This window comes from Halobellus sp. LT62, assembly GCF_037031285.1.
GTDB lineage: Archaea > Halobacteriota > Halobacteria > Halobacteriales > Haloferacaceae > Haloquadratum > Haloquadratum salinisoli.
Map to the genome: position 1 here is coordinate 1,927,321 of NZ_JAYEZO010000001.1, position 23,105 is coordinate 1,950,425.

The 23,105-nt window shown below is 62.6% G+C and carries 23 protein-coding genes; 14 read left to right on the forward strand and 9 right to left on the reverse strand.

Features of this window, described 5'->3' with window-relative positions; all coding sequences use genetic code 11:
* Positions 1-103: 103 nt before the first annotated feature.
* The 11 genes from U5919_RS09195 to U5919_RS09245 all read left to right on the forward strand — a co-directional run bounded on the left by U5919_RS09195 (position 104) and on the right by U5919_RS09245 (position 11,753).
* Complete coding sequence (locus tag U5919_RS09195) at positions 104-826, forward strand: ABC transporter ATP-binding protein (RefSeq protein ID WP_336023805.1); 723 nt, start codon at positions 104-106, stop codon at positions 824-826.
* Positions 819-1,529: an ABC transporter ATP-binding protein gene (locus tag U5919_RS09200; protein ID WP_336023807.1), complete on the forward strand. Its 711-nt coding sequence runs from the start codon at positions 819-821 to the stop codon at positions 1,527-1,529. The genes U5919_RS09195 and U5919_RS09200 overlap by 8 nt, the downstream gene beginning before the upstream one ends.
* A 317-nt stretch (positions 1,530-1,846) precedes the next feature.
* Positions 1,847-2,734, forward strand: coding sequence for a branched-chain amino acid ABC transporter permease (locus U5919_RS09205; protein WP_336023808.1), 888 nt, complete (start codon positions 1,847-1,849; stop codon positions 2,732-2,734).
* A complete protein-coding gene (locus U5919_RS09210) occupies positions 2,731-3,693 on the forward strand; it encodes a branched-chain amino acid ABC transporter permease (RefSeq protein ID WP_336023809.1) in 963 nt (320 codons plus the stop codon). The genes U5919_RS09205 and U5919_RS09210 overlap by 4 nt, the downstream gene beginning before the upstream one ends.
* A 146-nt stretch (positions 3,694-3,839) precedes the next feature.
* A complete protein-coding gene (locus U5919_RS09215) occupies positions 3,840-5,075 on the forward strand; it encodes an ABC transporter substrate-binding protein (protein WP_336023811.1) in 1,236 nt (411 codons plus the stop codon).
* Positions 5,076-5,427: 352 nt separating this feature from the next.
* Positions 5,428-6,510: an amidohydrolase family protein gene (locus U5919_RS09220; RefSeq protein WP_336023812.1), complete on the forward strand. Its 1,083-nt coding sequence runs from the start codon at positions 5,428-5,430 to the stop codon at positions 6,508-6,510.
* A 7-nt stretch (positions 6,511-6,517) separates the two neighbouring features.
* Positions 6,518-8,089 (forward strand): class I adenylate-forming enzyme family protein, encoded by a 1,572-nt coding sequence (locus U5919_RS09225; RefSeq protein WP_336023813.1) that lies wholly within the window; start codon positions 6,518-6,520, stop codon positions 8,087-8,089.
* A 113-nt stretch (positions 8,090-8,202) separates the two neighbouring features.
* Positions 8,203-8,568 carry a VOC family protein gene (locus tag U5919_RS09230; RefSeq protein ID WP_336023814.1) on the forward strand — a complete coding sequence of 122 codons (366 nt, stop codon included), beginning with the start codon at positions 8,203-8,205 and terminating at the stop codon, positions 8,566-8,568.
* 139 nt (positions 8,569-8,707) lie between these two features.
* Complete coding sequence (locus tag U5919_RS09235; protein WP_336023816.1) at positions 8,708-9,493, forward strand: HpcH/HpaI aldolase family protein; 786 nt, start codon at positions 8,708-8,710, stop codon at positions 9,491-9,493.
* 93 nt (positions 9,494-9,586) lie between these two features.
* Positions 9,587-10,519 (forward strand): VOC family protein, encoded by a 933-nt coding sequence (locus tag U5919_RS09240; RefSeq protein ID WP_336023818.1) that lies wholly within the window; start codon positions 9,587-9,589, stop codon positions 10,517-10,519.
* Between the two features lie 202 nt (positions 10,520-10,721).
* Positions 10,722-11,753, forward strand: coding sequence for an ABC transporter substrate-binding protein (locus U5919_RS09245; RefSeq protein WP_336023819.1), 1,032 nt, complete (start codon positions 10,722-10,724; stop codon positions 11,751-11,753).
* A gap of 72 nt (positions 11,754-11,825) precedes the next feature.
* Here U5919_RS09245 and U5919_RS09250 read toward each other — a convergent pair whose 3' ends face one another.
* The 4 genes from U5919_RS09250 to U5919_RS09265 all read right to left on the reverse strand — a co-directional run bounded on the left by U5919_RS09250 (position 11,826) and on the right by U5919_RS09265 (position 15,716).
* Positions 11,826-12,914 (reverse strand): amidohydrolase family protein, encoded by a 1,089-nt coding sequence (locus U5919_RS09250; RefSeq protein ID WP_336023820.1) that lies wholly within the window; start codon positions 12,912-12,914, stop codon positions 11,826-11,828.
* Positions 12,915-13,363: 449 nt separating this feature from the next.
* The gene (locus U5919_RS09255) at positions 13,364-14,149 is read right to left on the reverse strand and encodes an ABC transporter permease (protein WP_336023821.1); all 786 of its coding nucleotides are present in this window, start codon (positions 14,147-14,149) and stop codon (positions 13,364-13,366) included.
* Complete coding sequence (locus U5919_RS09260) at positions 14,140-14,931, reverse strand: ABC transporter permease (protein ID WP_336023822.1); 792 nt, start codon at positions 14,929-14,931, stop codon at positions 14,140-14,142. The genes U5919_RS09255 and U5919_RS09260 overlap by 10 nt, the downstream gene beginning before the upstream one ends.
* 2 nt (positions 14,932-14,933) lie before the next feature.
* Positions 14,934-15,716 (reverse strand): ABC transporter ATP-binding protein, encoded by a 783-nt coding sequence (locus tag U5919_RS09265; RefSeq protein WP_336023823.1) that lies wholly within the window; start codon positions 15,714-15,716, stop codon positions 14,934-14,936.
* Between the two features lie 605 nt (positions 15,717-16,321).
* Between U5919_RS09265 and U5919_RS09270 the strand changes: the two genes are divergently transcribed.
* Complete coding sequence (locus U5919_RS09270; RefSeq protein ID WP_336023824.1) at positions 16,322-16,771, forward strand: universal stress protein; 450 nt, start codon at positions 16,322-16,324, stop codon at positions 16,769-16,771.
* Between the two features lie 130 nt (positions 16,772-16,901).
* Here U5919_RS09270 and U5919_RS09275 read toward each other — a convergent pair whose 3' ends face one another.
* The 3 genes from U5919_RS09275 to U5919_RS09285 all read right to left on the reverse strand — a co-directional run bounded on the left by U5919_RS09275 (position 16,902) and on the right by U5919_RS09285 (position 20,335).
* Positions 16,902-18,308 carry a response regulator gene (locus tag U5919_RS09275; protein WP_336023825.1) on the reverse strand — a complete coding sequence of 469 codons (1,407 nt, stop codon included), beginning with the start codon at positions 18,306-18,308 and terminating at the stop codon, positions 16,902-16,904.
* Positions 18,309-18,414: 106 nt separating this feature from the next.
* Positions 18,415-19,053: a cyclodeaminase/cyclohydrolase family protein gene (locus U5919_RS09280; protein ID WP_336023826.1), complete on the reverse strand. Its 639-nt coding sequence runs from the start codon at positions 19,051-19,053 to the stop codon at positions 18,415-18,417.
* Positions 19,054-19,144: 91 nt separating this feature from the next.
* Positions 19,145-20,335 carry a redox-regulated ATPase YchF gene (locus U5919_RS09285; RefSeq protein ID WP_336023827.1) on the reverse strand — a complete coding sequence of 397 codons (1,191 nt, stop codon included), beginning with the start codon at positions 20,333-20,335 and terminating at the stop codon, positions 19,145-19,147.
* 165 nt (positions 20,336-20,500) lie between these two features.
* On the opposite strand from U5919_RS09285, the gene U5919_RS09290 reads away from it, so the two are divergent.
* Positions 20,501-20,809, forward strand: coding sequence for a DUF8124 family protein (locus U5919_RS09290; RefSeq protein WP_336023828.1), 309 nt, complete (start codon positions 20,501-20,503; stop codon positions 20,807-20,809).
* The gene (locus tag U5919_RS09295; protein ID WP_336023829.1) at positions 20,806-21,198 is read left to right on the forward strand and encodes a hypothetical protein; all 393 of its coding nucleotides are present in this window, start codon (positions 20,806-20,808) and stop codon (positions 21,196-21,198) included. The genes U5919_RS09290 and U5919_RS09295 overlap by 4 nt, the downstream gene beginning before the upstream one ends.
* A 207-nt stretch (positions 21,199-21,405) precedes the next feature.
* On the opposite strand, the gene U5919_RS09300 is transcribed toward U5919_RS09295, so the two are convergent.
* Together U5919_RS09300 and U5919_RS09305 are read right to left on the reverse strand one after the other, a co-directional pair.
* Positions 21,406-22,701: a hypothetical protein gene (locus U5919_RS09300; protein WP_336023830.1), complete on the reverse strand. Its 1,296-nt coding sequence runs from the start codon at positions 22,699-22,701 to the stop codon at positions 21,406-21,408.
* Positions 22,702-22,796: 95 nt separating this feature from the next.
* The coding region (locus U5919_RS09305) for a hypothetical protein (protein ID WP_336023831.1) at positions 22,797-23,105 on the reverse strand (309 nt) is incomplete at its 5' end.

Genomic DNA, 23,105 nt, shown 5'->3' on the forward strand with positions numbered 1-23,105 from the left:
AATCGGGCAAGATCACAGAAATGGCAACAAACGTCTCTCATACCCCGAATATCGCGGGTTTGGACGTCGAACTGTCTCTCTACCGGACGGGGGAACGCGCGTAATGCTTTCTGTCGAGGGACTCACGAAGCGGTTCGATTCGGTCGTCGCCGTCGACGACGTGGATCTCGAACTCCGCGAGGGAGAGATCCACGGTCTGATCGGACCGAACGGTGCCGGGAAGACGACGACGGTCAACCTCATCACCGGCGAGTTGACGCCGACGAGCGGAACGATCCGGTTCGACGGGACGGACCTCGTGGGGAAGTCCCCGTCGTCGATCGCCCGGCAGGGGATCGGTCGCTCGTTCCAAGTCGTCCAGTACTTCCCCGAGATGACGGTCAGAAAGCACCTGCACTTGGCCGTTCGCGAGCCGACGAACACCGTTCGCAGCGTGCTCGATCGCGACGCTGATTACACCGACGAGATCGAAGCAGTAGCCGAGAGAGCGCACCTCGGAGACGAACTCGACACGGTCGCGAAAAACCTCCCGCACGGACAAAAGCGGTTCCTCGACATCGCCCTCGTCCTCGCGATGGACTCGAAGGTCATCTTGTTCGACGAGCCCGCGGCGGGGCTGAACGAGTCGGAGACGAACGAGGTCCGCGAGATCCTCGAGGAACTCCGAGGCGAGTACACGGTCTTGATCGTCGAACACGACATCGACTTGGTGCGCGCGATCTCCGACCGCATCACGGTGTTACACAACGGGGCCGTTCTCACGACCGATACGCCCGAAAACGTCGTCGAGAACGAGCAGGTCAAGGAGGTGTATCTCGGTGAGTGAACTGCTCTCCGTCGAGAACCTCAACTCATTTTACGGCGACAGCCAAGTGCTTTTCGACGTCTCGATCGAACTCGGATCGAACGACGTCGTCGGCGTCTTCGGCCGGAACGGGATGGGGAAGACGACGCTTCTCAACAGCCTCGTCAACCGGATCGACCGCAAGACCGGAACCATCACCTACCGCGGTCAGGACGTCTCTGAGTGGTCGACTCACGAGATCATCCAAGGAGGCATCGCGTACGTCCCCGAGGAACGAGAGATCTACCCCGCCCTGTCGGTCCGTGAAAACCTCGAACTGGCGATGTCGTCGTCGGTGTCGGACTCCGACAGAGAAGAACGGATGCAGAACGTCTTCTCACAGTTCGAGCGACTCGGCGAGCGACAGGAACAACGCGGTGGAACGCTGAGCGGCGGCGAACAGCAGATGCTCGCTATCGGACGTGCACTGGTCACTGATCCGGATCTCCTCATCCTCGATGAGCCGACGGAGGGGCTGGCTCCCACGATCATCGACGACGTCGTCGAGATCCTCGAATCGCTCATCGCCGGCGACCGGGCGGTGCTGATCGCCGAGCAGAACATCAATCGGATGTTGCCGCTCATCGACCGCGGCTATATGATCCAGACCGGCCAGATCGTCGAAGAGGGCGATTCGGCGTTCCTCAGAGACGAGAAACTCCAAGACAAGTACCTCACTGTCTGAAAACTGTCCTTTCTGACGCGCGCCGCCCTTCGAGATCGAATGCTCTTGTAAATTACCTCGGGGCAGCTACCGTGACTTTCCTGTGAAACTGTTCGGCTCTCGGACTGTGAATTTCGGTATCGTTCATCCTCACGAATTCCCGTTGTTTCGCCGCGCTCTCGCCCGTTCTCGCACGGCCACTTGCCCGCTCTTTTAACAAAAAATATAATATGATGTGGGATATCGTTTCCAACGTGCCATCTATGACGAACATTCACTTGCACAGTCGCCGAGGGCCCGACTGCCTCCGTTCGTACGTTAATTTATCGTGAGGAAAAATGTACGAAATACCTCTCATAACCGCAGATAATTTTATTACCTACGCACTGAATGGGCTCAGTCGTGGGATGATCATCTTTCTGGTCGCTAGCGGACTCTCTCTCATCTTCGGACTGATCGGCCTCATCAACTTCGCACACGGAGCGATGCTGGCGTTAGGTGGATACGGCACCTACATCGTGATCCAAGCGACGGGGAACTTCTGGCTCGGACTCGTGATCTCTGTGGTTCTCGTGACAGTCTTGGGGTTCGTCCTCGAGCGTAAGGTCCTCTACTGGCTCTACGACGAGCCGTTGCTCGGGTTCCTCGGGACGTTCGGACTCGGGTTGGTTATCGAAGAGGCGCTCGCCGTGTACTTCGGGAGCCGGTCCTACACGATTCAGTCTCCACTCTCGGAATCGATCCAAGTCCTCGGAGTCACCTACCCGTCGTATCGGTTGTTCGTCATTCTCGTCGGCGCGGTCGTCGCACTCGGGATCGGGTTGTTGCTGACGAGAACGCGCTTGGGGCTCGAAATCCACGCGACCGCGAACGGACAGCCGACCGCCGAGATCCTCGGCGTCGACACCGCACGGATTTACACGCTCACCTTCGTCCTCGGGACGGCCCTTGCGGCGCTCGCCGGGGCGCTCACCGCGCCGATCACGTCGATGTATCCCACCATCGGACTCGATTACATCACGATGGCGTTCCTCGTAATCATCGTCGGCGGGATGGGGAGTTTCAAAGGGTCGTTCGTCGTGAGTATGATCGTCGGGCAGATCATCGCCTTCGGGTGGTTGCTGACGGCTCCGACGTACGTCCGCATCCTTATCTTCGCGGCGGCGATGGTGTTCATCCTGTATCAGCCGCGCGGGTTCTTCGGGAAGCCGGAGGTGCACGAATGAGCGATACCCTGACCAACGTCCGCGAGCTCGCTCAGGGAACGACCCGACGGCCCCTGTTCGCCGTCGGTGCGTTACTACTGCTCGCCGTTCCGATTCTGGCTCCCAGCCAGTCCGATCTCGCCACCGAGGCGCTCATCTTCGGCCTGTTCGCCATCTCCGTCGACATCGTGCTCGGCTACGCCGGACTGCTCACACTCGCTCCGGCGGCGTTCTTCGGGCTGGGTGCCTACTCGGTCGCCAAGGTCGTCGTCGACTACGGACAATCGTTCTGGCTCGGCTTCCCGGTCGCGATCGTCCTCGCGCTCATCTTGGCGTTCATCGTCGGGTACGTCCCGATCAAGCGCCGAATCGGCGACGTCTACTTCGTGTTGTTCACCCTCGCTTTCGGGGCGATCGCGTACGACTTCACGTTCGTCACGACGTCTGTGACCGGCGGCTCCGACGGTCTCGGCTTCTTCGGTCCGCCGGAGGTTCTCGGGATCGACCTCGGCGGCAGTCTCCCGTACTACTACTTCACGCTGCTCACCGTCGCTGTCTTCGGGTTCGGGCTGTACGTCCTGATCAAGAGCGATTACGGCGATGTCCTACACGCGACGCGGCAGAACGAACTCCGGATGCGGTATCTCGGCTACGATACGAACCGAGAGCTGATGATCGCGTGGCTCGTCTCCGCCGCGATCTCAGCGCTCGCCGGGGCGGTCTACGTCGGCTCCGTCGGCATCGCCTCGCCGTCGCTGATCTCCTTCGCGCTGACCGGCGACGTGATCATCTGGATCATCGTTGGCGGCACGGGAACGCTCCTCGGTCCGTTCGCCGCAGCCATCGGTCTCGTGTTTATGCAGGAACTCCTCCAGAGCGTCTGGCTGGAGGGGTACAGACTGCTTCTCGGCATCCTCTTCGTCGTGTTCGTCTTCGCTCTCCCGGACGGACTGATGGGACTCATCCGCGGCGAAGAGTAACTCGCCGAGCCGTCGTTTCGGTTCCAAACGGACTGGTTCGGTCGTCGCCAACACAGCGGGCTCACAGCGCACGAACCTGCTAAATTCGCCGGGAAACAACCCGAAATTTTATTATGATTACTGGTAACACGATGGATAGGGATACAATGGTTCGAAGAAGAACATTCGTTAAAGCAGCCGGTCTCGCTGGAATAACATCGACCGCCGGATGTATAGGCGGCCTCGGTGGCGGTGGATCAGATTCAGTCAAAATCGGAGCTGTGATGGCTCTGAGTGGCCCGTTCGCGAGAACTGGCGAAGAAAATCGACGCGGACTGGAAGTCGGTCAAGAGTACCTCGACGGTACGATTCTCGACGAAGAGTTCGAGCTCATCGTCGAGGACGGCGAATCCACTCCGGAAGGGTCGATCTCGGCGGCACGAACGCTCGTCGAAGACGAGGACGTCGACGCTATCATCGGTCCGGTGAGCAGTGGGAACTCGATTTCGGTGATGCAGTACATCAAAGAGCAGGGGCAGGTTCCGCACCTGATGACGACGGCTTCGTCGGTTGAAGCCCGCGAAAACCCCGAAAACTGTAACGAGTACGGGTTCTTCATCTGGCCCAGCAACCGCCACCTCGCGCCGACGGGGACGCAGTTCATTCAGGAGCTCCCCGACCACATCGACCGGGACATCGACCCCTCGCGAGTCCACTACGTCTCTCAGGACTACGCGCTCGGTCAGAACGGTCTCGAACTGGTCGAAGAGGCAATGAGCGAAGTCGGTGGCGAGGTCACCGGCAGCACGCTGGTCCCGCTCGGGGAGACCGACTGGTCGTCGTACATCTCCGAGATCTCCAACAGCGAGGCCGACGTTGTCACCGGCGTCCTCACGTGGGGTGCGGCCGCACAGCTGATCCCGCAGGCCAACTCCTTCGGGCTGCCCGAGGAGAAAGTGATGATGTTCAACTCCGGAAAGCCGATCGGCCAGTTCGCCGCTTCGACGATGGCCGACGAGGTCACCGTCGACGGCTGGTACGGGACGCACTTCTACAACCCCGGACTCGACACCGAGGTCAACAACGAGTTCCAGAGCCTCTACAACGAACTCGACAGCTCGCTGCTGCCGAACTCGACGGCGGGGGCGTCGTTCGAGCTGATGCGGGCGCTCGCGACGGTGATCGAGGACAGCGGTTCGACGGCAACCGACGACATCATCTCGGGGCTCGAGGGGCTGGAGTGGGACTCCGTCTTCGGTCCGATCCAGTTCCGCGAGGAAGACCACCAAGCGGCGCTCAACTTCTTCGGTGGCCGCCGCGTCGCCGGCGATGGCGACGTCCCCGAGGTCGAAGTCCTCGCAGAGTACCCGGACGTCATTCCGGACGCGCGCTGCAGCCTCTAACCCACCTTTTTTATCGGGAGTCCTCGGCCGCGCTGCGCGCGGCCTCGAACCCCCGCAAAAAATCTGGAGCAAAAAAGGTCGCGAGGTTCGCTCTGCGAGCCTCGCGGTGACGCCGTAGACGTACGGCGATGCTCTGCTATCGTAGGATTTGCAACTGATTACTCAGCCGATCGCACGCTTGGGGATCGGATACGCACTCGTACGGATTGCTGTACCTGTTCACCCGTACGACCGGTCGACGTGTGTCTCCGTTCGACCGAAACACGGCGACGATCCGCGACGCGTTCGGCGGTCGCATTACAGCGATCGGAGCCACACATACATTTATTAAAAGATAGCGGAATAGTGAGGTATGAAGCTGGGCCGATTCCTAGTTGAGACGCATTGCCACGCGCAGCGGCACGCCGCTCGGATCCAACTCGACGGCGAGGCCGACTACGGCGAACTCGCCAAGAAGATGATCACCGCCGTCCCCGGCGACGAGGCGACCGAAGACGACGAGGTCATCATCTACGACAACTCCGATCGCGTCCTTCGCGATATGGACACCTACGGCGTCGATATGTGCGTGCTGCTGCCGGGAACCTTCGGGTTCACCAACGAGATGCACGCGGAGATGATGGCGGAACACCCCGAGAAATTCGTCGCCGCCGCCTACCCGGTGCAGACGATGAAAGCCGCCCAGCGCGGCGAGGAAGAGTGGACGGCCGAGGCCGCCGCCGCCGAGGTCGACGAGTGGCTCGAAAAGGACGGCTTCCGGATGATCGGCGAGGGGATGCCGTACGATCCCACGACCGACGAGCCGATGGACTGGGCCGACCGGAAGGACGAACTGCGGGAGTTCTTCGACGTCGCCGACAAGCACGGCGTACCGATTCGCTGGCACACGGGATACGTTTCGGGCTATGCGACGGGGTTGGGTATCTTCGATTACTTCCCGGACTGGAGCGATCCGACGCTCGCGAGCCAGATGAAGGCAGAATATCCGGAGGTGCCGATCATCTTCGATCACGGCGGGATGCAGGCGACGTGGCGCGAGCACCACGTCGACCAGTGCTGTCAGGTGGCCGCCTCCTTCGACGACGTCTACCTCGAGATCGGTCTCTACTGGGCCGACCTGCTGAAAAAGCCCCTGAACGACCCCAACATCGCCGTCGATCAGCTGCTCTGGGGGACCGACTGGGGGGCGTCGATGCCGCAGATCAGCCAGCCGAACGAGGAGCCGCCGTACTACTGGGATCAGGTCGCAGACCGCGGTCTCCCGGCGCACCAAGTCGACTTCTGGGGCCCGAGCCTCCGGCAGCTCCAGAAGTTCGCGATGGATCGAGACCTCCCGCAGGAGGACCTGAACCTGATCCTCGGCGGCAACGCCGTGCGGCTGTTCGACATCGAGGTCGAGGACGACCGGATGTTCAGAAACTACGTCGACCTCTGAACGCACGATGCACACGACATCCACCAACGGACTGCCGTCGCTGCCCGAACTCTCGGAGATCGCGGCGACCAACAACCCCGATCGGATCGCCTACGGCGAGGCGGCTACCGGCAGAGAGGTCACGTGGTCGACGTTCGAGGAGCGAAGTCTCCGCGCCGCGAACGGGTTCCGAGAACACTGCGCGCAGGGTGACCGGGTGGCGTTCCTCTGTGACTGCTCGATCGCGCACACCGTGCTGTACAACGGCGCGATGAAGGCCGGATGTCTCGTATCCAACCTGCACACCCGCGCGTCGGCGGAGACGATCCGCTACTGCATCGACGCGATCCGCCCGCGCGTGCTCGTGATCGACGAGGAGTTCTCCGAATTCGTCGAGGACGATCTCTACGAGCAAATCACGACAGATCTCGATGCGGTCATCACGATCGGGAGCGAGCAAACCGACTACGAACAGTCCCACGAGCCGTTCATCGACTCCCACGCCGCCGTCGAACCCGACATCCGCGTCCGTGAAGACGACATCGCCGCCATCCTCTGGACGTCGGGGACGACCGGGCGGCCGAAGGGCTGGTGCTTCACCCACCGTGCACTCTGTCACAAGGCGCTGCACCTCGAGAAGCTCTTGGCGCTCGATCGAAACGCTGCACAGGCGCACGTGTTCACGCCGTCGTTCGCGGCGTGGTTGATGCTGTTCCTGCCCGCGCTGTCGTCGAGCGCGGCGACGTACTTCCTCTCGGAGTGGGACGCCGAGGCGTACGTCCGGCTGATCGACGAGAAGGACCTGACGACCGCGGATCTGATTCCGACGATGTGGCAGGAGATCCTCCGACTCGATTCGCTCTCGGAGTACGACCTCAGTTCGCTGAACCGAGTCGTCACGAGCGGCGAGTACCTCGACGAACGCACGCTCGCGGAGATCCGTGAGAACGTCTGTGAGAACGTCTTCAACAGCTACGCGGCGACCGAAGTCCTCGGCACGGAGATCAGCGCCGAGGAACTCACCGAGGGCCGGACCGGCAGCGTCGGCAAGCCCATCCCCGGGACGCGGGTCCGCGTCGTCGAGCCCGGCGGTCGCCCCGACGCGGTCAAGCCCACGGGCGAGACGGGCGAGATCATCATCAACGGTCCCGACTGCGCCGCGTGGGCGTGGAACGACACCGAGAAGACCGAGAGCGCCTTCGAGGACGGCTGGTGGTACTCCGGCGACCTCGGCTACAAGGACGAGGAGGGTTACCTCTACGTCGAGGGGCGGACCGACTTTATGATCAAATCGAAGGGGATCAAGGTATTCCCGACGCCGATCGAGGAGCGCCTGATGGAGCACGCTGCCGTCGAACAGGCGGCGGTCGTCGGGCTTCCGGATGATGAGTACGGTGAGAAGGTCGCCGCAGTGGTCCGCCGGACGGACGCCGACGTCGGCCCCGACGAACTCGAAGCGTGGTGTCTCGACAGCGAAAACGTGGCACGGTTCGAGCGCCCGCGCGAGTACCACTTCGTCGACGAGGCGTTCCCGCGGACGGCCACCGAGAAACTGGACCGCGCCACGCTCCGATCGCAGTTGCTGCCCGACGAGATGTAGGAACAGTCTTCGTTGCACGGGCGGCCGGCGTCTATCGAATATCGGGCGTCGGCTCCGCCCTCTCGGGTTCCAATATCGGAATACTTACTACCGTTGCTCGGCTCCTTCGAGGTATGATCGGTGAGATCGACCACATCGAGATCGAAGCGAGCGACGCCGAAGAGATGGCCGACTTCCTGAAGAAGCTCGGCTACGAGGAGCACCGAGAGACGGAGCACCACGGCCAGTCCTTCGAGCTCTCCCCCGCCGACGGCGACGGCCCGCTGTTCGAGATCCACACCGTCGAAGGCGAGGAAGTCCCCGGAATCAACCACATCGCCTTCGGTGTCGACAACATCGAGGAGATCACCGAGGAACTCGAAGCGCAGGAAGTCGACGCCATCGTCGGCCCGTACCACGTCGATAAGACCGGCCGCACGATCACCAACTTCCGCGACCCCGACGGCCGCCGCTTCCAGATCGTTCAGGACGACGAATAACGCCCCCACAATCTGCGGTGCGGACGCCGCGTCTGTCCCACTTTCTTCGGCGTCTCGATCGGTAGCCGGCGGCCCGCGTACCGCTGGCGTCGGGTGGATCGGAACGTATAACCCCCTCGCTATCGCAGTCGATCCCACAATGGAGCAACACAACAGTTTCCGGCGAGCCATCGAGAGCGGTGACGCCGTCTTCGGCGCGCGGTCTTCGACGTTCTCGCCGACGGTGATCGAGATCTACGGTGAACTCGGAATCGACTTCGTCTGGCTGGACTTCGAGCATATGGGCCCCAGCCCGTGGGACAGCAGCGTCTTCGAGGAGTTGACCCGTGCGGCGGAAGTCGGCGGCACGGAGCTTTTCGTCCGCCTGCCGAGCGGCGACCCCTCGCTGCTTCGGAAAGTGCTCGACGCCGGCGTCAGAAACCTCTTCATCCCGCGCGTCGACGACGCCGAGGAGGTTCGCGAGGCCGTGAAGGCGACGCGATTCGTCTACGACGGCGAGCCGGGCGAACGCGGAATGGCGAGCGGCCGCTCTCGGACGTGGGGGCTCGGCTCCGACGACTACATCGAGACCGAAGACCGGGAGGTCTGTCTCGGCGTGATGATCGAGAAGACGACCGCGGTCGAAGAGCTGGATGAGATCCTCTCGGTCCCCGAGCTCGGCTTCGTGTTCATCGGCCCCTCCGACCTCTCCGTGCAGATGGGTCACCCGGGGGACAAGACGCATCCCGAGGTCGTCGCACAGATCGAAGAGATCACCGAGGCGTGTCACGCGGCCGACGTGCCCACGGGCGTCATCAAGACCGACCCCGACGCCATCGAATCGGCCGTCGACGACGGCCACCAGATCATCCGAATCGGTGGGGACCTCGCGTCCGTCAAGTCCGTGCTGTCCGACCGTCTCGATGCGATCGAGTCGCTGCGGTAACTCTCGAGCGTCGATCAGGCGGTCCGGATTCGGATCTCACGAACGGCCGCAGACGAATGAATTATTATCATCGCCGAACGTCATTCGATCACAATGACCCCAGAGCTCGCGCGTCTCGGTCACGTAGCGCTCGAAACGCCCGACCTCGACGGATCGCTGGAGTTCTTCTGTGACGCCGTCGGGTTCGAAGAGGTCGAACGGGACGGCGACACGTCGTATCTCCGCGCCGTCGACGAGTTCGATCACCACTCGATCGTCCTGAGCGAGGCCGACAAGGCCGGCGTCGATCACGTCGGTTGGCAGACCCGAAAGCCGGAGTACCTCGGCGAATTCGAGACGGTCCTCGACGAACAGGGTATCGACGTGACGTGGATCGATGCCGACGAGGAACTCGGGCAGGGGGAGGCGTTCCGCTTTACGACGCCCACCGGCCACGAGTTCGAGTTCTACTACGAGATGGAGAAACCCGATCCGCCCGCGGAGCGGCGCTCGAAGCTCAAGAACAAGACGTACTCGCGCACGACGACGAACCCGATCGCGCCACGGCGGATCGATCACGTTCAACTGTGGGACCCCGAGGCCAACGACTTCCGCGAGTGGCTCAAGCAGGCGCTCAACTTCCGCGTCCAGGAACAGTACGACCGCGCCGACGGGTCGCGGTGGGGGACGTTCCTCAGCGCCAACGGTAACAAGATCGAGGCCGCGGTCATCGAGGACGAGGGAGCGGGCAACGACCCGGCGCTGCACCACATCGCGTACAAAGTGGACACCGCCGACGACCTCTTCGACGCCCACGACGCGATGAACGAACACGGGATCCCGACCGACGGGATCGGCCAGCACTCCATCTCCCGCGGGAAGTTCCTCTACGTGCGCGACCCAGTCAGCGGGCACCGTATCGAGTTCAACGCGGGTGGGTACCTCGTCTTCGATCCCGAGTGGGAGACGATCGAATGGCAGGAGGGGGACCTCGAAGACCGACAGTGGATCGGCCAGATCGAGTCGAAAGCGCGCGTCACCTACTAACCGCGTCGACTTGGTATCGCTCGTGAATCGCTTCTATCTCGTTTTGTTCGGCCCTCTTCTCCGGTAACGTCTGATTACTCTGACGTCGACTCTTCGAATCGTTCTCCCGTTTTCCGTACATCATCTGTGCCCCGCTTTCCGCGTAGCTGTACTGAGATACATTCACAAACATTTATTTAGATCGAATCTATCTCTCTCTACGATGCCATTCGACAACTCGTCGCGTCGGTCGTTTTTGAAGTCTAGCGCAGCGATCGGAACCCTCGGGATGTCGGGTCTCGCCGGATGTTCGGCGCTCTCGAACGTCACCGGTGGGACGCCCGAGCTCAACCTCGCGTTCACGGTCCCCATCGAAAACATCGCGTCGCTGTTCGCCATCGAGGACATCCAGAGCGAACTCACGAACCTCGGCTCCGAGTACGAACTCAACGTCACCCGAGACCAGAGCACGCCGGACTCGCTGAACAAGATGGCCGCGGGCAACGCCGATATGGCCCTGCTCTCGACTGTGAGCTACGCGTCCGCTGTTCGTCAGGAGGCGGTTCCCGGCAACATCTCGATGATCGCCACTGACTTCTGGGACGCCCATCCCGACTGGTACGGGATCACGATCTTCTCGGGTTCGGATTCGGACATCACCGAACCCGCGGACCTCGAAGGCGCGACCATCGGCGTGAACGCGCAGGGGACCGGCGTGCACGCGTTGATCGTCAAGAAGTTCCAGCAGGAGGGACTCGATCCCGAAAACGACGCCGAGATCGTCGAACTGCCGTTCCCGACGTTCGTCGAGGCGATCAACGACGGCCGGATCGACGCCGGCGTGTTCCCCGCGATCTTCGCCGTCTCAGCGCGCGGAGAGGGCTTCACCGAGGTCTACACCTCCCAAGACACGTGGGAGCAGGCGTACCCGTTCGCGTACACGGTCGCTTCCAACAACTCCCTCGACGAGAAGGGCGACGCCATCGCCGCGTGGGGAGAGGACTTCCGCGAGATGGTCAACTACGCGTACGACAACCGAAGCGAAGTCGTCTCGCTGGCCGCCGAGTACTTCGAGCTCCCCGAACCGCTCGTCGACGGCTTCTTCCTGACGAACAACGACTACTACCGGCAGGACCTCACGATCGATATGGACCGCCTGCAGTTCACGATGGACGAGATGGTCAATCTCGGCTTCGTCGAGGAGAGCTTCGACGTCACCGAATACGCGACCAACGACTACATCCCCGAGAACTAACGGCTCCGCGCGGTTTTCGGTCGGTTCGGATTCTTTCGCAGTTATCGACGGCGAGGAGCGGCGTGTCCTCGGCTAGAGGCCGAACACTTCCTCGGCGTTGCCGGAGAGAATCGCGCGCCGATCGTCGTTGTCGAGCATCGGGAGGTCGTTGATGACCGAGGGGCTGTCGAAGTCCCAGTGCGGATAGTCAGACGCGTACAGCAGCCGGTCCGTGCCGATCATATCGAAGCAGAGTTCCAAGAGGTCGTTGCGCGCCGAAATTTCGAGCGGTTGCGTACCGAAGTAGAAGTCGGTGATGTACTCGCTCGGACGCGTGTCGAGCAGCGGTGCCTCCTCGGGCCGTTTGAGATACTCCTCGTCGAGACGGCTGACGAGGCCGGGAATGTAGGTGACGCCCGATTCCATAAAGACGATGTCGAGGTCGGGGTACTTCTCGGGGACGCCCTGACAGGCGACGCTGACGATCTGCGACATATTCGACTCTAAGAATCCCAGTGTGTGGGTCTCGATCATCTCCTGATAGCCCGCGCGGACGTACTCGTCGAGGCCGGACCCGCCCGTGTGGTAGACGACGGGGAAGTCCATCTGCTCGCAGCGCTCGTAGATCGGGTCGTATTTTCTATTACCCAACGGCGGACTCGCCCCCGCCGTGACGAAACACGCGCCCACGAACGTCTCCTCGTCCTCCACCCGTTCGAGCACTTCGAGGGAAGCGTCGATGTCGCCGTACGGAATCGGCGCGAGGCCGTAGATGCCCTCGTCGGGATCGAGCACCTCCTCGAGCATATATTCGATGTAGGCGTGGGTGAACGCTTGAACGCGTTCGTCGTCCGCGTTGACGCCGCCCATCGCGAGGATGAGATGCGAAATCTGGAGGGAGACATCGATGTCGAGGAAGTCCATACCCTCGCCGACGCGCTCGGGCTCTTCGGGGGCGTCCGGGTAGTTCGAGTGCTCTCGGAGGACCTTCCCGTAGTTTTGCCTGTCGCCCGTCGATGTCGGGAAAAAGGAACTGAGGTTCTGTTTGACGCCCGCGTCGTCCCAGTTGCTGTTCTTGTACTTCGTGTTCCACGGTTCGGGCATATACTCCGCGACTTCCGTGAACGAGTCTTGATAGTGCCAGTCACAGTCGATGACCCGCTCTTCGGCGGCGTCGATCATCGTCTCACCCCCGCCATACTGCCGTGCGGAAGGGATATGGCCTCCGGAGGGTGGTCGCGGTGCGGACAACCGTAGCTGGGAGTGGTTGGCATACACAGAGCCGTTTGATGTACATCCATTTAGGTTTTTGTGCCAACGCTAGGGTCGTGATTAGGTAAGCGATTGCGGCCGAAAAGCCGCTGGCGGGTGGGAGTCCCACGAGTGAAACGAGCGGGACGTCGATGGACGCGACGCGTCCATCGGGAATGGAAGGGGGCTTCCACGGTCTTCTCTGTACCGGTCACGCTGATTTCACTCCTAACTAAACAGTATAGCAACGCCAGCGAAGCGCGCCGCTCACCGACGGAGTGAACGGTAGAGACCGACTTCGACGCGGGCGAAAACGAGTGGAAAGAAGAGATACGCGATAGCGGAAGTGAACGACCCGAGAACGCCTTCGGCAGTCGAACTCAGGTCCAGTGAAGGAGGCGACTCCGGATTAATCGGAGTCCGCGGTCGAGTCCGATGCCGATGAACATCACGGCGATGATCGCCGCGTAGGTCTGTGTGGACTGGAAGGAACGGACGCCCTGAATTTCGAGGGCCCCGAGTCCGCCACCGCCGGCAACCATCTCGAAGACGAACGTGATGATGAGCGACAGCGGCATCGCGATCTGGAACCCGGTGATGATCCCGGGAAGTGCCGCCGGGAACACCACCCGCCGGAGCAGTCGCCGGTCGCTCGTGCCCATCATCTGCGCCGCCCAGACGAGGTTCTGCTGGACCTGTTGGGTGCTGTCACGGGCGTTGACGGCGACGGGCCAGAACGTTCCCACTGCGACCATAATGATCTTCGAGATGTCGCCGATTCCGAACCACAACATAAACACGGGGATCAGCGAGATGATCGGGACCGGGTACCCGATCTTGATGATCGGATCGAAGAACCAGTCGACGAGATCGTTCCGCGCCGACAACACGCCCACGAGCACCCCGAAGACCGTCGCGATCGCGAGTCCGACGAGCGCCCGATAGAGAGTCAGGTACGCGTTGTACAGCATATCACCCGACAGCGTCAGTTCGATGAACCGGAGGATGATATCCGAGAGCGGCGGGAGGAAGTAGTAGTGGATGAGCTCGAGTTGGCCGACGAGCTCCCAGATCACCAAGACGATCACCAGCGAGTAGATCGACTTTCCAAGCTCGACGAGTCGCGACAGGTCGAATCCGCCCTGTGCTTCGGAAGTTACGTCCATACTAACACCCTGTTACGAACCTCTTCGAAGCCACGGACGGCCACGAACGCGACCGCCGAGATGATGACGATGTTCGCGAACATCCGCGGGTAGTTGCCGATCTGTCCGGAGGTAAGGATCAGATACCCCATTCCTCGGTTCGACGCGATGAGTTCGGCGCTCACGAGCGCGACGAACGCGATCGGAACGGCCTGTCGAACCCCAGTCATAATTTCGGGGATCGTCGCCGGAAACACGACTTTATACAGCATCGAGCGCTCGTCGGTGCCCATCATTTGTGCCGCCCAGACGAGGCTCTGGTTGACGTCGTTGGCGGCGTTGTACGCGTTCAGAACGATCGGCAGCAGACACGCGAGGAAGACGATCAGGATCGCCGTCTCCGTGCCGACACCCAACCACAGGATCGCGAGCGGGACGAGCGCGGTCTTCGGAATCGGGTACGTCATCGACAGGAAGATATCGAAGAAATCCTCGACTGGATCCGAGCGGGCCATCCCGATACCGAGGAGTACGCCGATGAGGATACTCAGTCCGAGTCCCACCCCGATCCGAAACAGCGAGATGAACAGATGCGAGAACACCTCACCGGTGACGACGAGCTCGACGAGGAGACTCGAAACGGTCGTCGGCGGGGGGAGAATCGACTCGGCGACGACAGTGCCGCTGACGAGCTCCCACAGTACGACGACGATCCCGAGCGGGAACCAATCTAAAATCGTCTTGACGATGCCCTGCACGGGGGCGGGGAGCGTCTCGATGCGTTGCGACGTCTCGTATGGCACGGCTACAATGTCACCTCAGTTTGCGTTTCCTCGTGGAGGGACCGCCAGACGGAGTTTTTGTACTGGGCGAACTCATCGGAGGTGACGATGTCTTCTCGCGTCCCCGAACGGTCGAGACCGACTTCGGTGACCGTCTTCTTCGTTCCGGGGTGCCGCGTCATAATCAGGACCCGCTCGGAGAGATAGACCGCTTCCTCGACGTCGTGGGTGATGAACACGATCGTCTTGCCGAGGTCGTTCCAGATGTCGCGCAGCTGGTCCTGCAGCGCCTCGCGCAGCGGCTGATCCAGCGCACCGAAGGGCTCGTCCATCAGGAGGATTTTTGGTTCGTACGCGAGCGTGCGCGCGATGCCCACGCGCTGTTTCATCCCGCCGGAGAGCTCCTTGGGATACTTGTCCTCGAATCCGTCGAGGTCGACGAGGTCGATGTATTTCTGTGCGATGCTCTGTCTTTCCTCCTTGGGGACGCCGTCCTCTTCGAGACCGTAGGTGACGTTCTCGAAGACGGTTCGCCACGGGAACAGCGCGTAGTCTTGGAACACCACGCCCCGGTCCGTCCCGGGACCGTTGACGACGTCGTCGTCGACGGCAATCGTTCCGGAGGTGGAATCCAAAAAGCCCGCGATGAGATACAACAGGGTACTCTTCCCGCAGCCGCTCGGACCGACGACGCTGACGAACTCGCCGCCCTCGACGTCGAAAGACAGATCTTCGATGGCCTTCGTCCGTTCGGCACCCTCGCCGTACACTTTCTCCAGTTCGGAGATGGTCACTCGTCCGTCCATCACTGGATCACCTCATTGGCTGTCCATTGACTGTTCCGATATACGCTCGTCCCGTCGCCGTCCTCGCTGTCGTTCGTGCTCATTGGAATCATCATATGTCACCGCAACGTGTCGCGCACTGTGGCGTACCGAAATTCCGACCCGGAGAGACCATCGATACTGTCCCGGGGTCTGTGGGCGCTGAGCGGATGACGCGGTCGAATCGCCCGGACCGCTTTTGGCACCACGTAACACGATGTGGTTACAGCATCCATCGTACAAAAGCCTTCCTTCCGACGCGATGGCGTTTCGAGCCGACAGGGACGCACGAGGAGCGTCTGCCGGGGTGAATAACACTACTAAAGAAACTCCAATATAGTTTAATTATATATCAGTGTGGTCTTTGAAAGTGATGTAAATTCAAGTATAGAATGATATAGAGATATATAACATATATATTTAATTTATAAATTTCATCTTTGTTTAGAGAGGGAGGCACGAACGAGGGAGGGGTACCGACACTCGTGTCTCGAGACGTCCATCGATGTTTTTCTCTCGAACACCCACTGGTCTCTTTCTCAGACCACCCGCCGACACTTTTACTCTCAGACCGCATACACGTAGCTATGCTCGAGAGCATCCTACTCGCGACCGGCGGCGGGAAGGCGTCCGAACGCGCGACCGACCACGCGCTCGATCTCGCCGCCCACCACGACGCCACGTTGCACGTCCTGTACGTCGTCGACAGCGACGTCTACGACGCCTACAGCGGCGACGAGTACGTCGACGGCCACGAGGGCCCAGAGCACGGGCTCGAAGAGGTGGGCGAAGAGGCGGTCTCCGCCGTCGTCCGGCGAGCGGACGCACGCGGCGTCGACGTCGAAGGGCATCTCACGCACGGACAACCACCGGAAGAAATCGTCGAATGCGCCCGCGAGACCGATGTCGATATCGTGATTCTCGGGACGCGACGCCGCCCCGACGAGTACCGGAGCCTGCTCGGCAGCACGACCGACCGAGTGCTCCGGCTGGCGGAGATGCCGGTTACGGTCGTGAAAACGCCGGTCGACCGCTGAAGCCGACGCGGGACGGACGATTTTAGCGTGGAGAGAACCGCAACACTAGCCCCGACGTCAGATTCGCTGTCCCCCAGCGAACCGTATCCCTCTCGGCGTCACCGACTCGGTACAGTCGCCGCCGTCGCGCTCACTCCGTGTGAATCTCAAAGCGAACGCCGCTGAGCGTCTGTGCGTCTTCGATATCGAGCGTCCACCTGTGCGCGAGGACGATCTGACGCACTCCCGCCAGTCCCATCCCTGTCCCGTTCTCCTCTCGCTTCGTCGAGAACCCGGGCGAGAACACGCGGTCTCGATGCTCCGGACCGATACCCGGGCCGGAATCCTCGTAATAGAACCCGTTGTCGAGGGAGCCGACGAGTATCTCAACGTCGGCGGGCCCGTGCTCGATCGAGTTCCGAACGAAGTTCTCTAAGAGCCGCTGGAGCCCGTCGCGGTCCGCGCGCAGCTCCGGCGACTCCCGCACGGAGACGGAGGCCGCCGCCGGTGGGTCCACGGCCACCCACGCGTCAGCTAACACGTCCTCGGTGGCGACGTCGGTCGGATCGGAGACGATCTCGCCGCTGCGCAGCGTCTCTGCGAGATCCGTCCTGAGCCGATCGATGCGCTCGACGGCGTCGACCGCGCGTTCGACGTGTTCGTCCGCGCCCGTCTCGCGGGCCAGTTCCAACCGACCGCGGGCAGTCGAAATCGGGCTCTGAAAGTCGTGTGAGACGAAGCTCGCGAAGTCGTCGAGGCGCTCGTACTGCCGTTTTAGCTCTCGCTCTCGGGCGCGACGCTCGGTGACGTCTCGGGCCGACACCACGATCGCCGTCACATCGCCTTCGCCGTCGGTGACAGGCCGGAAGTTCCCCTCGACGGTGATCTCTCTTCCACCGGGGTTCGGATGCGTCGTCTCGTAACCGACGTACTGACCCGAGGCGGCCGCCTCGACCCACCCTTTGACCTCCTCTCGGAGTTCGTCCGTCCACCACGGCGTCTCCCAGAACGGCTCGCCGACGACGTCCTCGCGACTCGCCGGGACGTACTTGGTCGCCGTCCGGTTGACGTCTCTGACCGTCCCGTCTGTTTCGAGCAGGCCCACGAGCAGCTTCGGATCCTCGAAGATCGCCTCGAACTGACGCTGGTTCCGGCGGCGTTCGCGTTCCCGTCGGCTCGATTCGACGGCGTTCTCGACGCGGTTCGCGAGCAGTGCGTACTGCTTCTGTCTCCCCGTCTTCTGGAAGTAGTCGGTGATGCCCGCCGAGATCGCGCGGCTGGCAACCTCCTCGGAGCCGGTGCCGGTAAACAGAATGACCGGGAGATTCGGCGACTCCTCGCGAGCGACATCGAGGAGGTCCAAACCGGTCGCACCGTCGAATTCGTAATCCGTGATCACGCAGTCGACGTCGCGGTCCCGAATCGCGGGGACGGCGTCGTCCGGGTGGGCCCGGGAGCGGACGTCGATAGCGTCGTTGGCGTTCGTTAGAGAATCGGCCGTCAGCTCCCGAAACTGCGGATCCGATTCGACGTACAGAACCCGGATCGATTCATCCATCGTCACGACCACCACACGGAATCGCCTTAGTAATTACTGTCGTGTCAGATTCTCATCCAGAACGCGATCGAACCGCTCGCCGTTTCCGGGCTGTGACGAACGGCTATCAGTCGTCCATCCCGTCAAAGGGTTCCGACAGTACGTCGCGCCGGACGTCCGCCGCGGTCGCAGCGATCTGTGCGCCCCGCTCTTCGAGTTTCGCCGCGTAGGAGGTGTCTTCCAGCGCCTCGATGTTCGTCCGGACCGTCGCCAGCGACGCCCGAAGCGCGGCGTCGGCGAGGTACGCGCCCGCCTTCGCGTCGGCTGCGACACCGATTCGGCCGTGGTTTCCCACGACTGCAGCGGCTTCGAGAACCGCCAAGGAGGCCTCCGCGGTTGCCAGCGGGATCCCCGCGGCGCGTTTCGAGAGCCGATCGGCGGAAACGCTCGCGGAACCGCTCGGTGAGCCGCTGGAACCGCCGCCGAACAACTCGTCGACGAGCGTCGCGTCCTGTTCGGCGAGCGCGAGCAGCCGCCGACGCTGGCCGGCGAGATCGGCGCGGATCGCCTCGAAGTCGTCGATTTCGGGTTCGTCGGAATCGGGGTCGTCCTCGGTACTCCGCGCGGCGATCGTATGGATACAGGCCATCTCACAGAGCGCCGCGCCCATTGCACCGGAGACGGCGACCACGGTGCCGCCGGCCGGCGTCACCCGCTCGGAGGCGACGTCGTCGAGGAACGCGCCGATCGGAGCGTCGTCGATCATATCCTCGGGTGCGTGCGCTCCGCTGAAGTACCTACCTCTCCGGCAGCGTCGCGGACGTGCGCCTCGGAATCATCGGGCGGAGCGGAGAAGCCTAGTTGGTCGTGACGATCTCGACGACGTCGCGGTGGCCGAGTTCGTGATCGGACCCGACCTGTCGGTTCGAGCGGCAGTCGATCCCGTGGAGGAGCCCGTCGCCGATATCGGAATGAAGGTGGTAGGCGAAGTCCTCGGTCGTCGACTCCTCCGGGAGGACGAAGCAGTCGCGAAAGACGCCTTGGGAGTCGGCGCGACCGTTCGCGCTGCCCGGGAAGACCGCGATCGCGCCCATCACGTCGAAGAGGGCGGATTCGAGCACGTCTTGGACACCTGTGCCGTCGAACCCCGCGACGTACTCGCGGATCTGTTCGAGCCCCGCGGCCTGCTCCTCGGAGGGGTCGCCGACGATCTCGAACTCGGACGCGCCGGGTTGATAGTCGACGACGCCCGCCTCGTCCGCCTGCTTGAGCGCTTTCTCCGCGTGCGCGCTCGTGGGGACGAACGCGAGGTGTTCGTAGTCGGGGTCAGTCGTCACCGACTCGTAGTTCTCTTGGGCCGCGGGCGTGTCCATCTTGTTCGCCGCGATCAGGATCGGCTTGGTCCGCTTTCGGATCTCGCGGGCGACGCGCTCTTTCGTCTCTTCGTCCCACTCGTCGGGGTCGAGGCCCGCGTCGGTGGCGAGCAGAATCTGCTTGATCTCATCTTTGTTCGTCTTGAACGCGGACATCTGTTCGGCGAGGTCCTCTTCGATGTTCGCCTCCTCGCCGTGGTAACCCGAGCGGTACCGTTCGAGACCCTTCTCTAAGATATCGAGATACCACATATCGAGCTCGTTCTCGAGGAAGTCGATGTCGTCGCGTGGGTCGTGGCCCTCCGTCGGCTCGCCTTCGATGTCGGTCTCGCCGGAGAAGTCGACGACGTGGACGAGCACGTCGGCCTCGTTGAGGTCGGTGAGGAACTGATTGCCGAGGCCCTTGCCCTCGTGCGCGCCGGGGATGAGCCCCGCGACGTCGACGAGTTTCACCGGGACGAACCGGGTCCCGTCGTCGCAGAAGCCGACCGACGGCGTGCACGTCTCGTCGAACTCCGGCGCTGCGCACTCGACGCGGACGTACGCCTCGCCGACGGAGGGATCGATGGTCGTGAACGGGTACGCGCCCTCGGGCACGTCGTTCATCGTCGCCGCGTTGAAGAAAGAGGACTTGCCGACGGAGGGCTTGCCGACGAGTCCGATCTTGTAACTCATTGCTCTCAGAAGTTTCTCGCGGCTCAAAAACCGTCCTATCTAGCCCCTCGTCGTGATGCGATGACACGGCACACCATCGATACTTGATGACACGACACCCCATCGACGTGTGCCGGCAGCTCGCACATCGATAGGATATTTTGTCGCCGCCTCACACGTGAGGGTATGACCGAAGACGACCCGGCGGGCGACACGTTCGGCGTGGGGATCCACGTCACCGAAGCCGAGTTCCAGTTCGTCGTCCACGTGCCCTCGGACATCGACTCCGGGTGGACCGATCCCGAGGCGTTCCAAGGCCACCTCGAGCGAGCGGTGTGGGAACGGCTCGACCGGGAAACGACGCTCCGCGCGGTCTCCGGCGCGGCCGACGTCGGCGAGACGGTCACGCTCGGTCGCGTCACGCTCCGGCCGGACGGGACCGTCGTCGACGCCACCCTCGAGGTGCCCGGCGGAGGGGACGCAGACGAGTCGTGACCGACGCGCTCGACGCCGTCGTCGACGCAGCGCTCGAACGAGCGCTGGTCGACGAGCGCGACGCCCGACGGTACTTCGCGCTCGCGGGCGCGCTGGAACGGCTCGACCGGACGGGCTCTACTAATCACGACCGTCCCGTCGATCCGCTGTGTGCGTCGCTCGTAAGCACCATCGCAGTTCGGGCGTTGGCCGGCGGACGCGACGAACCCGAACTCGACGCCGACGCGTGGTCCCCGGGGAGCGGTGACCAGTGGATCGAATTCGTCGCGACGGGCGCGTTCGCCGCGCTCCGGCGATTCGACGCCGACCCCGATACCGTGGCCGCACAGTGCGGACTGACGCCCGCGGAGCTCGATCGCTACCGACGCGGTGACCGCTCGGGCGAGTGACGGCGCTTCCCGCACATCTCACGCTCCGCTGTCTCAGTTGGCAGATCCACCGTCTCATCAAATAGAACCACGCCGACCGGTCCGGAGACCGAAACGACAGCAGACGCACGTCTATCGGCCCTTTGGATCGTCCGAGCGAATTGAAAATCGAGCGTCGATCCGACGAACGGTCAGGACGGTCCGCCGCGTCAATCGCGTGTCGGATCGTCAGTTTCGACCGGGCGCGTTGTCGGAGTTACCCGGCGCGCCGTTGGATCCACCGTTTCCGTCGCCGTCGTCGTCAGCCTCGTCATCATCGTCTCGCGCGTCGGGACCGCGGTCACGGTCGTCGGGAGCGTTACCGTTCGCCGAGGCAGAGCCCGGTCCGCGCTCGCGGTCGCCGTCGTCCGCATCGTCAGATTGGCCCGAAGCGTTGTCCGATCGGCCGGGAGCGTCGCCGGACTGCCCGGGCGCGTCACCGGAGCGGCCGGGTGCCTCTCCGGTTTCGTTTCCGTCGGTCTCGTTCTCGTCGTCAGCGAGTCCGGGCGCGTCCGCGGCGTTACCCGGGTTGTTTCCCGTCACGAAGTCCGAAATCACAAGCCCCGGCGGGCCGTCGAACCCGGCCGACTGCAGGGCGGCGACGAACCGCGAGACGGTCTGACCGAAGACGCCCTCCTCCTCGACGAACGCGACTGTCAGGTCAGTCGTCGTCGTCGCCGTCTCGTTGTCGGCTGTCGCGGTCACGTCGATCGTGACGTTCTCCTGCGGGAGCGGCAGGGCGACCTCGCCGTCGGCGTCGGTCTCGTAGGTCCCCGTGCCCGCGTAGTCGCCGTCGGCCTCGACGTCGACGGTCGCATTCTCTACCGCATCGGAGCCGTGCGTGACCGTCACGAAGACGCCGTCCTCGCGCTGTTCAGCCGTGACTTCGAGCTGTGCGGAGCCCTCGAGTTGCGTCGTCGTCTCCGCCGTGAGGTCGTCAGCAGACGCCGTCACGGTGACGTTCTGCGTGTCTTCCGGCTGTTCGAGCGTCGCGGTTCCGTTCTCGTCGGTCGTCGCGCTCGCCGAGTAGTTCGACTCGCCGTCGGCTTCGATGGAGGCGTTCTCGACCGGTTCACCGTACTGCGTGACGGTCGCGGTCGCCGTTCCATCGGAATCCTGCGCCACCTCGACGTCGAGAGATTCCTCGTAGGGGACGAGCTCGACCTGCTGCGTCGCGTTCGTGTCGTTAGCGGTTGCCGTCACGTCGACGGTGACTGTCTCGTTCGGGTTCGGTAACGTGACCGTTCCGTTCGCGTCGGTCTCGTACGTGCCGGTACCGTTGTACGCCGACGCAGACGACACGTTCACCGTCGCGTTCTCAACTGCGCTATCGTTGGCTGTGACCGTCACGACCGCCTCGCCCGTCTCGGCCTGTTGGGTAACGTCGACCGAGAGGTCCGTCGCCGCGCTCGCGCCCATCGGGAACGCTGCCAGCCCGACGAGTGCGACCACGAGTGCGATCGTGACTGCTGTGGTGCGGGTCATTGCGACCGCTCGTTACAGGGACTATCCCATAAACCGGGAACTCGCTCAGCCCGTCTTCTTTCCAATTAACTCGATTTAATCGGGTTAACAATCAATTAGTTGGTGGAAAGCGCGCAGTTGGCGGTGTCGACCACGTCGACTCCGCCGCTACGGGCGGTGATCGGTTCGCGCGCGTTGTGAGACCTGATTTCCTCGGGCGAGTTGATCGTCTTCTCGTGGTGGGTGTCGTGCTCGTGGGAAAATGCGCGTGTCTGTTCGGTCGGGCGGGGTTTGATGATCACCGCGTGCGTTTCGAAATGAAAAGAGCCCACGAGACGCGCTGTCTCGTGGGCTCTCTGGTGGGGATGTTTCTCGGGGGAGTGTGGGGTATGTGGTATGAGTGGGTGGCGGCGAGTCCGTGTTCC

Coding starts and splice junctions, on each gene's coding strand:
- U5919_RS09205 (WP_336023808.1), top strand. CDS start 1,847: ATGTACGAAATACCTCTCATAACCGCAGATAATTTTATTACCTACGCA.
- U5919_RS09285 (WP_336023827.1), bottom strand. CDS start 20,335: ATGAGTTACAAGATCGGACTCGTCGGCAAGCCCTCCGTCGGCAAGTCC.
- U5919_RS09255 (WP_336023821.1), bottom strand. CDS start 14,149: ATGGACGTAACTTCCGAAGCACAGGGCGGATTCGACCTGTCGCGACTC.
- U5919_RS09250 (WP_336023820.1), bottom strand. CDS start 12,914: ATGATCGACGCCGCCGAAGAGCGGGTCATCGACTGTGACTGGCACTAT.
- U5919_RS09195 (WP_336023805.1), top strand. CDS start 104: ATGCTTTCTGTCGAGGGACTCACGAAGCGGTTCGATTCGGTCGTCGCC.
- U5919_RS09245 (WP_336023819.1), top strand. CDS start 10,722: ATGCCATTCGACAACTCGTCGCGTCGGTCGTTTTTGAAGTCTAGCGCA.
- U5919_RS09280 (WP_336023826.1), bottom strand. CDS start 19,053: ATGATCGACGACGCTCCGATCGGCGCGTTCCTCGACGACGTCGCCTCC.
- U5919_RS09270 (WP_336023824.1), top strand. CDS start 16,322: ATGCTCGAGAGCATCCTACTCGCGACCGGCGGCGGGAAGGCGTCCGAA.
- U5919_RS09290 (WP_336023828.1), top strand. CDS start 20,501: ATGACCGAAGACGACCCGGCGGGCGACACGTTCGGCGTGGGGATCCAC.
- U5919_RS09235 (WP_336023816.1), top strand. CDS start 8,708: ATGGAGCAACACAACAGTTTCCGGCGAGCCATCGAGAGCGGTGACGCC.
- U5919_RS09265 (WP_336023823.1), bottom strand. CDS start 15,716: ATGGACGGACGAGTGACCATCTCCGAACTGGAGAAAGTGTACGGCGAG.
- U5919_RS09210 (WP_336023809.1), top strand. CDS start 2,731: ATGAGCGATACCCTGACCAACGTCCGCGAGCTCGCTCAGGGAACGACC.
- U5919_RS09225 (WP_336023813.1), top strand. CDS start 6,518: ATGCACACGACATCCACCAACGGACTGCCGTCGCTGCCCGAACTCTCG.
- U5919_RS09215 (WP_336023811.1), top strand. CDS start 3,840: ATGGTTCGAAGAAGAACATTCGTTAAAGCAGCCGGTCTCGCTGGAATA.
- U5919_RS09275 (WP_336023825.1), bottom strand. CDS start 18,308: ATGGATGAATCGATCCGGGTTCTGTACGTCGAATCGGATCCGCAGTTT.
- U5919_RS09240 (WP_336023818.1), top strand. CDS start 9,587: ATGACCCCAGAGCTCGCGCGTCTCGGTCACGTAGCGCTCGAAACGCCC.
- U5919_RS09220 (WP_336023812.1), top strand. CDS start 5,428: ATGAAGCTGGGCCGATTCCTAGTTGAGACGCATTGCCACGCGCAGCGG.
- U5919_RS09300 (WP_336023830.1), bottom strand. CDS start 22,701: ATGACCCGCACCACAGCAGTCACGATCGCACTCGTGGTCGCACTCGTC.
- U5919_RS09230 (WP_336023814.1), top strand. CDS start 8,203: ATGATCGGTGAGATCGACCACATCGAGATCGAAGCGAGCGACGCCGAA.